We start from the raw sequence: 13,557 nt of genomic DNA, 5'->3' as shown, positions 1-13,557 counted from the left end.
GCCATTGTCACCCTGCACTACGCATTCCTATCGCCAGCGTTGCGGCGATGTTTCGCGAGGCGCGGTAGATATTATCAAACGCGCCGCGAAAGGCTTCATCCAGCGTGCCAATGCGGGTAAGCACGCTGAACACGGCATCAATGCCATGCTGATGCACCACTCCCACATCATGCGTCAGACTCCCCGCGATCCCAATCACTGGCTTATGATACTTTTTCGCCACACTGGCGACGCCTATCGGTACTTTGCCGTGAATACTCTGGCTGTCGATACGCCCTTCGCCGGTGACGACTAACGCGCAGTCGTGGATGTGTTCTTCCAGATTGAGCGCCGTGGTGACTATCTCAATGCCGCTGCGCAACTCTGCGCCGAGGAAAGCCATTAAGGCCGCCCCCATCCCGCCAGCCGCGCCCGCGCCGGGGACATTTTCCACATCCACGCGCAGCGACTTTTTAATCATGTCGGCATAATGAGCAAGATTGCCGTCCAGTTCATGAATGAGCTTTTCGGTCGCGCCTTTCTGCGGCCCAAAGATTCGCGACGCGCCATTTTCGCCCGTCAGTGGATTGGTCACATCGCAGGCCACCCGGATAGCACACGTTTTTAAACGCGGATCGAGACCAGAGACATCAATCGAATTCAGGCTGTTCAGGCTGCCGCCGCCGTTCCCAATTTCAGTACCGTTCGCATCCGTTAATCGGGCGCCCAGCGCCTGCACCATGCCCGCGCCGCCGTCATTGGTCGCGCTGCCGCCAATGCCGATGATAATGCTTCTGGCACCGTGCTCCAGCGCATGCAGGATCAGCTCTCCGGTGCCGCGCGACGTAGTAATCAACGGATTACGCTTTTCTGGCGGAACCAGCGCCAGCCCGCTGGCCGCCGCCATTTCAATAAACGCGGTGCTGCCGTCCCCGGACATGCCCCAGTTGGCCATGACGGTCTCCCCCAGCGGCCCCGTCACAAAAGCGGTATACTGCGTTCCATGCGTGGCGGCAATCATGGCTTCGACCGTTCCCTCTCCGCCGTCAGCGACCGGGATAGAAACATACTGCGCATCGGGAAAAATTTCCCGGAATCCTTTTTCTATCGCCTGCGCAACTTCAGCGGCAGAAAGGCTTTCTTTATAAGAGTCTGGGGCGATTACGATTTTCATAGTTGTAGCCTGTTACTGCACAACGCCGGATGGCGTTTCACTTATCCGGCCAGGGTCATAGGCCCGGACCGCCGCGCGCGACCGGGCATGACGTCATTAGCGAGCGATTTCCACTTTCGCCAGTTTTTCGTAGTAGCAGGCCAGGGCGCTATGGTCGGCCGTGCCCAGACCATCGGCACGTAGCGCCTGCATCATTTCCATCACGGCGGCGGTCAGCGGCAGCTGCGCGCCTACGCCATGAGAGGTGTCCAGCGCATTCGCCAGATCTTTAATATGCAGATCGATGCGAAAGCCCGGTTTGAAATTCCGTTCCATCACCATCGGCGCTTTCGCATCCAGCACGGTGCTACCCGCCAGACCGCCGCGAATCGCCTGATACACCAGATCCGGGTTCACCCCCGCTTTGGTCGCCAGCGTCAGCGCTTCAGACATGGCTGCGATGTTCAGCGCGACAATCACCTGGTTAGCCAGTTTGGTCACGTTGCCCGCGCCAATATCACCGGTATGCACCACGGAACCGGCCATTGCTTTTAGCAGATCGTAATATTTATCGAAAATCGCTTTATCGCCGCCGACCATCACCGACAGCGTGCCATCGATCGCTTTCGGCTCGCCGCCGCTTACCGGCGCATCCAGCATATCGATACCTTTTGCTTTCAGCGCGTCGCTGATTTCACGGCTCGCCAGCGGAGCGATAGAGCTCATATCGATCAAAACGGTGCCTGGCTTCGCGCCTTCAATAATGCCGCCTTCGCCCAGCGCCACTTCTTTCACATGCGGCGAGTTCGGCAGCATGGTGATAATCACCTCGCACTGTTCGGCAACGGCTTTTGCCGTGGTTGCGGTTTCTGCGCCTGCGGCAATAACTTCGGCAATCGCGTCAGGGTTACGGTCAGAAACCACCAGCGAGTAACCGGCTTTGAGGAGGTTTTTGCTCATTGGTTTACCCATGATGCCCAAGCCAATGAAACCTACTTTCATCGTCATAATCTTCTCTCTCTTGTTTCAGTGGTGGTTATTTCTTAAAGGCGTCAGCCAGCTTTTGCGTGGCGGAGCGGAACACGCCCAAATCGCTCCCCACAGCAACGAACGTCGCGCCCCATTCCAGATAGCGGCGCGCGTCGGCTTCGACCGGCGCCAGAATGCCGCACGGTTTACCGTGGGCTTTGGCGCGGGCAAAGATATGCTGAATGGTTTTCTGTACTTCCGGGTGAGAGGCGTTGCCAAGATGACCTAACGCCGCAGCCAGATCGCTTGGGCCGACAAAAATACCGTCAACGCCTTCAGTGGCCGCGATAGCATCAACGTTATCCACCCCCTGCTGGCTTTCGATCTGCACCAGAATGGTGATGTTCTTATTTGACTGGGCAAAGTAATCCGGCACGGTGCCAAACATATTGGCGCGATGGGAAACGGAGACCCCACGGATGCCTTCCGGCGGATAACGCGTCGAGGCTACGGCGCGAACGGCTTCTTCTTCCGTCTCGACAAACGGGATCAGGAAGTTATAGAAACCGATATCCAGCAGACGCTTAATAATGACCGGCTCGTTCGTCGGCACCCGTACCACCGGCGCGCTGGCGCTGCCTTTCAACGCCATCAGTTGTGGAATAAAAGTTGAGATATCGTTCGGCGCATGTTCGCCATCCAGCACCAGCCAGTCAAAACCTGCCAGCCCTAACACTTCCGTACTGATGGGGTTTGCCAGCGCGGACCAACAGCCGATCTGAATGCGTTGCGCTGCCAGCGCAGCTTTAAATTTGTTCGGGAAGATATCGTTACTCATCATTTATACCCTGGATGAATCATTATTTATTTCCGCAATTCCGGGAGATATTTAGATTTGCTCATCTAAGGAATTACGCTGATATTTTATCGATAGCGGATAATGAAAGTCGTGAATCAGTATAATCATACTTACGCCGCTAAACATTGTTGTATTGCTCAATTTTAATATTCACAATGAATAATATTTTGAGCATTTGCACAACGTCATGGGCGGTGATGCACAGATTTGTACATTACTCGCCCAGCGCCCGTACCATCAGGAATAATGGCCGATCGCGATCACATTTTTAAACAAAAACTCCTGGCATTCTTTATTTAGCAGCAACGTATTTTTAATTCTGACAATAAAAAGCAGTTGTTCTCTTTAACACATTTATTATCACCACCTGGCTGGAGAATACTGGACAATGGCCGATATCGAAATTAGACAAGAATCGCCAACCGCGTTTTATATTAAAGTGCATGACACCGATAACGTGGCAATTATTGTTAATGACAATGGTCTGCAAGCCGGAACGCGTTTCCCGGACGGGCTGGCGTTGGTTGAACATATTCCTCAGGGGCATAAAGTGGCGCTGGAGGCGATTCCTGCCCACGGCGAAATCGTGCGTTATGGCGAGGTGATCGGCTATGCCGTTCGCGACATCGCACGCGGCAGCTGGATAGATGAGTCGCTGGTTGAGCTACCGAAAGCGCCGCCGTTACACACCCTGCCGCTGGCGACGAAAGTGCCGGAACCGCTGCCGCCGCTGGAAGGCTACACGTTTGAAGGCTACCGCAACGCGGATGGCAGCGTCGGCACCAAAAATCTGCTCGGCATCACCACCAGCGTACACTGCGTGGCGGGCGTCGTGGATTATGTGGTGAAGATCATTGAGCGTGACCTGCTGCCCGGATACCCGAATGTAGACGGCGTTGTCGGTCTGAACCACTTGTACGGCTGCGGCGTGGCGATCAACGCGCCAGCGGCCGTGGTGCCTATTCGCACCATTCATAACATCTCGTTGAACCCGAACTTCGGCGGCGAAGTTATGGTCATCGGCCTTGGCTGTGAAAAACTTCAGCCGGAACGTCTGCTGGAAGGCACGGAAGATGTGAAAGGGATTCCGGTGGACAGCGCCAGTATTGTGCGTTTGCAGGATGAGCAGCACGTCGGCTTTAAGTCAATGGTCGAGGATATTTTGCAGGTGGCCGAACGCCACCTGGCGAAGCTCAACCAGCGCCAGCGTGAAACCTGCCCGGCTTCCGAACTGGTGGTCGGAATGCAGTGCGGCGGCAGCGATGCGTTTTCCGGCGTGACGGCCAACCCGGCGGTGGGTTACGCCTCGGATCTGTTAGTGCGTTGCGGCGCGACGGTGATGTTCTCGGAAGTCACCGAAGTCCGTGATGCGATCCACCTTCTCACGCCACGCGCGATTAACGAAGAGGTCGGCAAACGCCTGCTGGAAGAGATGGCCTGGTACGATAATTATCTTGATATGGGGAAAACCGACCGCAGCGCCAACCCGTCGCCGGGCAACAAAAAAGGTGGTCTCGCGAACGTGGTGGAAAAAGCGTTGGGCTCTATCGCAAAATCCGGGCAGAGCGCAATTGTGGAAGTGCTGTCCCCCGGTCAGCGACCGACAAAACGCGGTTTAATTTACGCCGCCACGCCCGCCAGTGATTTTGTCTGCGGCACGCAGCAGGTCGCTTCCGGGATCACCGTGCAGGTGTTCACAACCGGTCGCGGAACGCCATATGGCCTGATGGCGGTTCCGGTAATCAAAATGGCGACCCGCACAGAGCTGGCGAATCGCTGGTTTGATTTGATGGACATCAACGCGGGCACCATTGCCACAGGGGAAGAGAGTATTGAGGACGTGGGCTGGAAGCTGTTCCACTTTATTCTGGACGTCGCGAGCGGTCGTAAGAAAACCTTCTCAGACCAATGGGGGCTGCATAACCAGCTGGCCGTGTTTAACCCCGCGCCAGTGACCTGATGACGAAAAAGGCCGGATGGGATCGCATCGCCATCCGGCAACACTTTTTAAAGACTCTACATTTTGAAGACCTACATTTTATATCTTCTGCTGCCTCCCTCTTTCTACGTCTGAATTGATAAGCCCCCCAACCCCTGCTTCATTCTTACAGCGCTTTTCATCGCACGACTTTCGTAATCCTCCAGATACTTTCGAAACTTTCATTTATTAGATCGAAATCACAAAACAACATTACGAAACCCTATATCTTCTTTCGAAGAAAACAAACGAAAGAATTCGGAGGAAGGATGTTTATCATTTCAACCAAAACGATGCTAAAGAAAGCTCAGCGTGAAGGTTACGCGGTGCCCGCATTCAACATCCACAACCTCGAAACATTACAGGTCGTGGTGGAAACCGCCGCTGAAATGCGCGCGCCATTGATCGTTGCCGGAACACCAGGAACCTTCAGCTACGCTGGCGTCAGTAATATCGTGGCAATTGCCAGCGAGTTGGCAAAAACCTGGAACCATCCTCTGGCCATTCATCTCGATCATCATGAGAAAACAATGGATATCGAAGAGAAAGTCAGGGCAGGCGTTCGCTCAGTGATGATCGACGGCTCGCATCTGCCGTTTGCAGACAACATCGCCTTAGTGAAAAACGTAACGGATTACTGCCATCGCTATGACGTCAGTGTTGAGGCAGAACTGGGGCGTCTGGGCGGACAGGAAGATGATCTCATCGTGGATGGCAAAGATGCTTTGTATACCCATCCAGAACAGGCTCAAGAATTCGTGGCTAAAACAGGTATCGACTCTTTGGCCGTAGCGATTGGCACCGCACATGGTCTGTATACCGCAGAACCGAAACTGGATTTCGAACGCCTGGCAGAGATCCGACAGCATGTTGATATCCCTTTAGTTTTACATGGCGCATCAGGGCTACCCGGCAGTGATATTCGCAAGGCTATCTCACTGGGTATTTGTAAAGTCAACGTCGCAACCGAGCTAAAAATCGCTTTTTCCGACGCCCTGAAAAATTATTTGCGTACACATTCCGATGCCAGCGATCCACGGCACTACATGGTTCCGGCCAAAGCCGCAATGAAAGATGTCGTACGTAAAGTCATCACCGACTGCGGTTGCGAAGGAAGGCTATAAGGCTGCTATATCACAGCCTCTTAACTCATTCATTTACATGAATTGTAAGGATTTTGGTCAAGGGTATCTTTTTATAGCTGGATCACGAAAGTCGCTTTTACCCTTTGCCTTCAATCCAAAAATATTATGAAGATAAACAAAAGATATCGGAGATAGATGTGAAAGAGATAATCTCTCGTCATAAGGCAGGTGAAGCGTCAGGCATTTGTTCCGTCTGTTCAGCACATCCGTTAGTTATTGAAGCGGCGCTACGCTTTGATCTCGCGACAAACAATAAAGTTTTGATTGAAGCAACATCCAACCAGGTTAATCAGTTCGGCGGTTATACCGGCATGAAACCCGCCGACTTCCGCGATTTTGTTTATAACATTGCACAGGAAACAGGATTCCCGCGTGAAAGATTGATTCTGGGTGGCGATCACCTGGGGCCTAACTGCTGGCAGAATGAACCCGCAGCCGCCGCAATGGAGAAATCTGTTGAGTTAATTAAGGCTTATGTCGCCGCAGGTTTTAGCAAAATCCACCTGGATGCATCAATGTCATGTGCCGACGATCCAACCCCACTTGATCCTATGGTCGTGGCCCAACGCGCAGCTGTACTTTGCCAGGCCGCTGAAACAACGGCCACTGAAGAACAAAAGCGCCATTTAACCTATGTCATTGGCACTGAAGTTCCTGTTCCCGGCGGTGAAGCCAGTAGCATCGGCCGCGTTCACGTCACGCGTGAAGAAGATGCCGCCCGTACGCTGGAAACGCACCAGGTCGCCTTTCGCGCATTAGGGCTCGAGGAAGCATTAACTCGCATTATCGCCATTGTGGTACAGCCTGGCGTGGAATTCGATCACTCCCAAATTATTCATTATCAACCGCAGGCCGCTGAAGCGCTTTCCGCATGGATTAAAGACACGCCGATGGTGTATGAGGCCCACTCTACCGACTATCAAACACGTCACGCCTACCGCGCACTGGTACGCGATCACTACGCCATTCTGAAAGTCGGCCCGGCACTGACCTTTGCTTTACGTGAAGCGATTTTTGCACTCGCGCAAATGGAGAACGAACTGATTTCTCCAGAACAACGCAGCCGGGTACTGGAAGTGATCGATGAAGTGATGCTTAACGAGCCAGGTTACTGGAAGAAGTATTATCGTCCGACCTGGAGCCAGGCGATGATCGATATTCACTTCAGCTTATCCGATCGTATTCGCTACTACTGGCCGCATCCACGCATTCGTCAAAGTGTGGAGAAATTAATTGCCAATCTGAACGGGGTTTCATTACCGCCAGGACTCATCAGTCAGTTTATGCCCGTACAGTTTGAACGTCTGTCCGAAGGGGTACTAACCGCCACACCTCATAACTTGATTATCGACAAAATCCAGGACGTTCTGCGTGCCTACCGCTTTGGTTGTGTGCCTGAAACCGCCTGATATTCGGAGAATATATGAGCCAACTTTTTGTCCGAACCGGAATTGACTTTAACTCGTGCCAGCAAGTGCTGGCACACATTGGAGAGGAGATGCTGGCAAAAGGTGTTGTACATGAGAGCTATCCGCAGGCACTGGTAGAACGCGAGGCGAATTTCCCGACAGGGATCGCGCTGGAACGCCATGCCGTCGCCATTCCGCACTGCGAAGCCATTCATGCTAAATCACCCGCAATCTATCTGATTCGACCGGATAACCCGGTGAAGTTTCAACAGGCCGACGATGACGAAGAGATCGCCGTTTCTTTAATCATCGCACTCATCGTTGAAAACCCTGCGGCACAGCTGAAGCTTCTGCGCCGTCTTTTTAGTGAGCTACAAAATCCGAGCATTCTTGACGCCTTGCTGAGCGCACCTGATTCCGAGCTGGCTACGCTCTTCCGGGAAACCATCCTTGAGTCTGAGCCGTGCGCCCAGGTCTAATAACAAACTGATAATAAAAGGAATACCCTATGAAACGTAAAGTAATCGTGGCCTGTGGCGGTGCGGTAGCGACCTCAACCATGGCCGCAGAAGAAATTAAAGAATTATGTGAAGCTCACAATATCGATCTTGATCTCGTGCAATGCCGGGTCACGGAGATCGAAACCTATATGGATGGCGCGGATCTTATTTGTACCACCGCCCGCGTTGACCGTACCTTTGGCGATATCCCGGTCGTTCACGGCATGCCATTTGTTTCTGGCGTGGGTATTGAAGCATTGCAGCAAAAAATCCTGAGCATCCTTAAGGGGTAACGTCATGTTTAGCGAAATAATGCGTTATATCCTGGACTTAGGGCCCACGGTAATGCTGCCTCTGGTAATTATCGTCTTCTCTAAATTGCTGGGGATGAAGCTCGGGGATTGTTTTAAATCCGGTCTGCACATCGGCATTGGTTTTGTTGGTATTGGGCTGGTGATTGGTCTGATGCTCGACTCTATCGGACCTGCGGCAAAAGCCATGGCAGAACAGTTCCAGATAAACCTGCATGTTATTGATATCGGCTGGCCGGGTTCGTCTCCGATGACCTGGGCGTCGCAAATTGCACTGATCGCCATCCCTGTCGCTATTGGCGTTAATGTCATCATGCTGATCACGCGAATGACACGCGTTGTGAATGTCGATATCTGGAATATTTGGCACATGACATTTACTGGCGCCATGCTGCATCTTGCGACAGGTTCTTACTGGTTGGGTATCCTGGGCGTCGTTGTTCATGCCGCCTTTGTCTACAAACTGGGTGACTGGTTTGCCAAAGATACCCGCGATTTCTTTGGTCTGGAGGGGATCGCCATCCCACATGGTTCGTCTGCTTATCTTGGCCCGATAGCGGTACTGGTTGATACGATCATTGAAAAAATTCCGGGTCTGAATCGCATTCACTTCAGCGCAGATGATGTACAAAAACGCTTTGGTCCTTTCGGAGAACCCGTTACTGTCGGTTTCGTCATGGGGCTCGTTATCGGTATGTTGGCAGGCTATGACGTGAAAAGCGTGCTGCAACTGGCTGTAAAAACAGCAGCAGTCATGCTCCTGATGCCACGGGTGATTAAACCGATCATGGATGGTTTAACGCCTATTGCCAGGCATGCCCGCAAACGTCTGCAAGCTAAATTTGGCGGGCAGGAATTCCTGATTGGCCTGGACCCTGCACTATTACTAGGCCACACCTCAGTGGTTTCCGCCAGCCTGATTTTTATTCCGCTGACTATTCTGATCGCGGTACTGGTGCCCGGTAATCAGGTACTCCCATTCGGTGATCTCGCCACTATCGGTTTCTTTGTCGCAATGGCGGTAGCAGTACATCAGGGTAACCTGTTCCGCACGTTGATATCCGGTGTCATTATCATGGGTATCACGCTATGGATCGCCACACAAACTATCGGTCTGCATACCCAACTCGCCGCTAATGCCGGGGCTCTGAAGGCTGGCGGGATGGTAGCTTCCATGGACCAGGGGGGTTCTCCAGTCACCTGGTTACTCATTGAACTTTTCACCTGGCAAAATGTTATTGGTCTCGTGGTTATCGGTGCCATCTACTTTACCGGCGTTCTGTTGACCTGGCGCAGAGCCCGCAACTTTATGGCCGCTGAAAAAGCAGCAGCTACCCAGCAAAGTCAAACAGCCTCTTAATTCCAGGGGAGCATTCGCTCCCCTTAACATCTTTGGAGAAACTTATGAAATCAGTGGTGATTCACGCTGAGGGAGACGTGCGCGTTGAAGAACGTCCCATACCACAAATACAGACCGATGATGATGTATTAATCAAGGTTATTAGCTCGGGTCTTTGTGGTTCAGATATCCCCCGTATTTTCGCCCACGGAGCGCATTATTATCCAATCACGTTAGGCCATGAATTTAGCGGTTACGTTGAATCTTATGGTTCAGGTGTTACCGATATGCAGCCTGGAGATGCTGTCGCCTGTGTTCCGCTTCTTCCTTGCTTTCACTGCCCGCAATGCGAACGGGGATATTTTTCATTATGCAAGCAATACCAGTTTGTCGGTTCGCGTAGTGAAGGGGGCAATGCTGAATACGTTGTCGTTAAACGCGCCAACCTCTTCCGGCTTCCTTCCGATATGCCAATTGAAGATGGCGCATTTATCGAACCTATCACCGTAGGGTTACACGCCTTTCACCTGGCGCAAGGCTGTAAAGGTAAAAACGTTATTATCGTAGGGGCAGGTACCATTGGCCTGCTGGCGATGCAGTGCGCCCGTGAGCTGGGAGCCAAAAGCGTTACAGCAATCGATATTAATCCCCAGAAACTTGAACTGGCTAAAGAGCTGGGCGCAACGTACACCTTTAACAGTCGTGAAATGACCGCGTCAGAGATCCACGCCGCACTATCTGATATTCAGTTTGATCAATTGATTCTGGAGACAGCAGGTACGCCGCAAACGGTCTCCCTGACCATCGAAATAGCAGGGCCACGCGCCCAGTTAGCTCTGGTAGGAACATTGCACCATGACCTGACGCTGACATCAGGCGTGTTTGGGCAAATTCTGCGTAAGGAGTTAACAATACTTGGTAGTTGGATGAACTATTCCAGTCCCTGGCCTGGTGAAGAGTGGGAAACCGCAGCGCGTTTACTCACGGAAAAACGTCTACAACTTGAACCGTTAATTGCCCATCGCGGTGATGCTGATAGTTTTGCCGACGCAGTGAAAGCGCTTAACGGCGCGCCAATGCAGGGAAAAATCTTACTTAAGCTCTCCTGACATCATGAGCCAGCAACCTGCGCTGGCTCACAATTACTTTCGAAATTTAGCGTTCACCTTTCGCAATCCTTCGATTAAACTAGTCACAGTTAATTGTCAGGCAAATCAATATGAACTCATTTGAGAGAAGGAACAAAATTGTCGATCTGATTAATACGCAAGGTAGCGTACTGGTTATGGACCTTTCGAATACCTTTGGTATCTCTGAAGTCACTATCCGCGCCGACCTGCGTTTGCTAGAAGAAAAAGGGCTTGTCACACGTTTTCATGGCGGCGCGGCAAAACCTGGAAGTCATCTGGCTGAAGGCGACAATCAGGAAGTCATACTCGAAGATCGCTATCAACTCGCCAGCGACCCTAAAAAACGGATTGCCCAGGCCGCAGCCTCGATGGTTGAAGAAGGGATGACCATTATTCTGGATAGCGGAAGTACGACATTGCTGATTGCTGAAGCATTAACCCGAAAAAGCAATATCACCGTTATCACAAATAGCTTACCTGCCGCATTTACCTTATCCGACAATAAAGACCTGACCCTGGTCGTTTGTGGTGGTACCGTGCGACACAAAACGCATTCCATGCATGGCACAATTGCGGAACGCTCGCTACATGGGATCAGTGCGGATCTCATGTTTGTTGGAGCTGATGGGATTGATGCAACTAACGGCATTACAACTTTCAATGAAGGCTATTCGATTAGTAGCGTGATGGCTGCTGCGGCACATAAGGTCATTGCCGTACTGGATGCGACAAAATTTAACCGCCGTGGTTTTAATCAGGTACTTCCAATGGAGAAGATTAACTGTGTAATAACCGACGACAGCATCAGCAAACAGGATAAATCAGCGCTGGCCAAAACAGGCGTTGAACTGCTGGTCGTTTAAATTACCCGCCACATCCCCCCTTTTGTCGCGCCAACGCGTTGCAGTTTGCCTTTTAGCTGCAACGCTTTCAGATAGCGTTCTACGGTTCGGGCTGAGAGCTCACACTCATCAGCGATACTTTTGGCGGATCTGCCCGGATGATTCGACAAGATTTGTAGAATGCGTTTTTCTATATCCAGTAAATCAGGCGACATTTCTTCCGACATTTCTTCCGACATTTCTTCCGACATTTCTTCCGACATTTCTTCCGACATTTCTTCCGACAGGGCTGATGATTTTCCCAATCCCTCTTGCAAAGCAGAGATGATGTTTTCCAGGATAAATTCTATAAATGGCGTGCAGCTACTTTGCCGATCGCACTGCCCTAACACCTGGTAATAGCGGTCCTGTTGGTAGTGGATCAGCGTCTCTACAGGTAGCCACGCCAATTCCGATCGCCACTCACGTAGGATTAATGTCTGCCACAACCGCCCCATACGTCCATTTCCGTCGGAAAAAGGATGAATAAATTCAAACTCATAATGGAAAACAGCACCAGCAATCAGTGGGTGGAGCTCTGTCGTTTTTAACCAACCAAGTAAATCATTCATCAAACGAAAAACTTGTGAGGCCGGAGGAGCCATGTGAATAAGCTGTTTTTCCCTGTAAACACCAACATTTCCGGTACGTAACTGGCCCGGATTATCGACCAGACCGAGCATAAGGACCCGATGTGCTTGTAAAAGGTCAGATAACTTTTCACTTTTCCATTCCGACATCTTTTCATAGGCCAGAATCGCATTTCTAACTTCCTGTATATCTTTAGCAGGAGCCAGAATACGTTTCCCCTCCATCAGAGCGGTGACTTGTTCCGTAGTCAACGAATTATGCTCAATCGCTAAAGAGGCCTGAATAGTGCGAATACGATTCTCTTTGCGCAAAAGAGGAGATGTCCTACCAGCCATCGCAGCCCAATGCCCCATCAACTCACCAACCTCAATGACTTGATTGAGGATCAATGGAGTGATGACGAAAGGTGGTTGGTAGGTGCTCACTGTTACTCCCCCTGCTGCTCCAGCGCATACTTATACAACGCGTTCTTTTTCACGCCGTGGATTTCGGCGGCAAGAGCGGCGGCCTTTTTCAGCGGTAGTTCCGCCTGTAACAACGCCAGCGTTCGCAGCGCGTCGGCGGGAAGCGCATCGTCCTGAGCTTTGTGCCCTTCGACAATCAGTACCATTTCCCCCTTGCGGCGGTTTTCGTCCTCTTTCACCCATGCCAGCAGTTCGCCGACCGGCGCGCCGTAAATGGTCTCCCAGGTTTTGGTCAGCTCACGCGCCAGCACCACGTAGCGAGATTCTCCCCACACGGCGACCATATCTTCCAGGCTGTCCAGCAAACGGTGCGTGGATTCATAAAAAATCAGCGTCCGTGGTTCTGCTTCAATCGCTTTCAGCGCATCACGGCGGCCTTTCGATTTCGCGGGCAGAAAACCTTCATAGCAAAAACGATCGGACGGCAACCCGGCGGCGCTCAGCGCGGCAATCGCGGCGCACGGCCCCGGCAACGGAACCACACGGATGCCGGCTTCACGACAGGTGCGCACCAGATGGTAACCCGGGTCATTGATCAATGGCGTTCCGGCATCAGAAACCAGCGCAATGTTCTGCCCCTCTTTTAGCTTCGCCACCAGCGTCTCGGCTTTTTGCTGCTCATTGTGGTCATGTAAAGCGAACAAACGGGCGTTAATCGCGAAGTGTTGTAACAATAGTCCGGTATGACGAGTGTCTTCAGCGGCAATTAAATCAACGGCTTGCAAAACTTCTAGCGCTCGTTGGGTAATATCAGCCAAATTCCCGATAGGAGTAGGTACAATATAGAGTTGGCCCTGAGAATTATCCGCCGATTCGTTTTGTTTCATTGTGTCGTCCGTATTGCCGATT

The 13,557-nt window shown here is 51.8% G+C and carries 13 protein-coding genes; 8 read left to right on the top strand and 5 right to left on the bottom strand.

All coding sequences use genetic code 11. From position 1 onward, the window contains the following. Nucleotides 1–7 precede the first annotated feature (7 nt). The 3 genes from garK to garL form a co-directional block, all read right to left on the bottom strand. Nucleotides 8–1,153, bottom strand: a complete 1,146-nt coding sequence (garK, locus tag OGV82_RS10100; protein WP_047461065.1) for a glycerate 2-kinase — start codon at nt 1,151–1,153, stop codon at nt 8–10. Nucleotides 1,154–1,249: 96 nt separating this feature from the next. Next, nucleotides 1,250–2,140 (bottom strand): 2-hydroxy-3-oxopropionate reductase, encoded by an 891-nt coding sequence (gene garR / locus OGV82_RS10095; RefSeq protein ID WP_047461062.1) that lies wholly within the window; start codon nt 2,138–2,140, stop codon nt 1,250–1,252. Nucleotides 2,141–2,168: 28 nt separating this feature from the next. Further along, nucleotides 2,169–2,939: a 2-dehydro-3-deoxyglucarate aldolase gene (gene garL, locus OGV82_RS10090; RefSeq protein ID WP_024130976.1), complete on the bottom strand. Its 771-nt coding sequence runs from the start codon at nt 2,937–2,939 to the stop codon at nt 2,169–2,171. Nucleotides 2,940–3,348: 409 nt separating this feature from the next. Between garL and garD the strand changes: the two genes are divergently transcribed. The 8 genes from garD to OGV82_RS10050 all read left to right on the top strand — a co-directional run bounded on the left by garD (nt 3,349) and on the right by OGV82_RS10050 (nt 11,635). Beyond that, on the top strand, nt 3,349–4,920 hold the full coding sequence (gene garD / locus OGV82_RS10085) for a galactarate dehydratase (protein WP_012135264.1): 1,572 nt from the start codon (nt 3,349–3,351) through the stop codon (nt 4,918–4,920). Nucleotides 4,921–5,207: 287 nt separating this feature from the next. Beyond that, complete coding sequence (locus tag OGV82_RS10080) at nt 5,208–6,062, top strand: tagatose bisphosphate family class II aldolase (protein WP_047461058.1); 855 nt, start codon at nt 5,208–5,210, stop codon at nt 6,060–6,062. A gap of 158 nt (nt 6,063–6,220) precedes the next feature. Next, nucleotides 6,221–7,492 (top strand): tagatose-bisphosphate aldolase subunit GatZ, encoded by a 1,272-nt coding sequence (gatZ, locus tag OGV82_RS10075; RefSeq protein WP_047461055.1) that lies wholly within the window; start codon nt 6,221–6,223, stop codon nt 7,490–7,492. A gap of 14 nt (nt 7,493–7,506) precedes the next feature. Next, nucleotides 7,507–7,971 carry a PTS galactitol transporter subunit IIA gene (gatA, locus tag OGV82_RS10070; protein ID WP_047461052.1) on the top strand — a complete coding sequence of 155 codons (465 nt, stop codon included), beginning with the start codon at nt 7,507–7,509 and terminating at the stop codon, nt 7,969–7,971. 29 nt (nt 7,972–8,000) lie between these two features. Then, a complete protein-coding gene (gene gatB, locus OGV82_RS10065; RefSeq protein WP_058668144.1) occupies nt 8,001–8,285 on the top strand; it encodes a PTS galactitol transporter subunit IIB in 285 nt (94 codons plus the stop codon). A 4-nt stretch (nt 8,286–8,289) separates the two neighbouring features. Then, nucleotides 8,290–9,663, top strand: coding sequence for a galactitol-specific PTS transporter subunit IIC (locus OGV82_RS10060; protein ID WP_047461045.1), 1,374 nt, complete (start codon nt 8,290–8,292; stop codon nt 9,661–9,663). 44 nt (nt 9,664–9,707) lie between these two features. Further along, nucleotides 9,708–10,751, top strand: coding sequence for a galactitol-1-phosphate 5-dehydrogenase (gene gatD, locus OGV82_RS10055; protein ID WP_101744059.1), 1,044 nt, complete (start codon nt 9,708–9,710; stop codon nt 10,749–10,751). Between the two features lie 110 nt (nt 10,752–10,861). Next, nucleotides 10,862–11,635 (top strand): DeoR/GlpR family DNA-binding transcription regulator, encoded by a 774-nt coding sequence (locus OGV82_RS10050; RefSeq protein ID WP_047461039.1) that lies wholly within the window; start codon nt 10,862–10,864, stop codon nt 11,633–11,635. Here OGV82_RS10050 and OGV82_RS10045 read toward each other — a convergent pair. After that, nucleotides 11,632–12,669, bottom strand: coding sequence for a Fic family protein (locus tag OGV82_RS10045; protein ID WP_102987579.1), 1,038 nt, complete (start codon nt 12,667–12,669; stop codon nt 11,632–11,634). The two genes, OGV82_RS10050 and OGV82_RS10045, sit on opposite strands and share 4 nt — an antisense overlap. Nucleotides 12,670–12,671: 2 nt before the next feature. Continuing rightward, nucleotides 12,672–13,535: a 16S rRNA (cytidine(1402)-2'-O)-methyltransferase gene (gene rsmI / locus OGV82_RS10040; RefSeq protein WP_047461036.1), complete on the bottom strand. Its 864-nt coding sequence runs from the start codon at nt 13,533–13,535 to the stop codon at nt 12,672–12,674. Between the last annotated feature and the right edge of the window lie 22 nt (nt 13,536–13,557).

This window comes from Citrobacter sp. CK191 (genome assembly GCF_030333435.1).
Taxonomy (GTDB): domain Bacteria; phylum Pseudomonadota; class Gammaproteobacteria; order Enterobacterales; family Enterobacteriaceae; genus Citrobacter_B; species Citrobacter_B koseri.
Note: the sequence above shows the minus strand (reverse complement) of the source record. Positions and strands in the feature narration are given on the sequence as shown.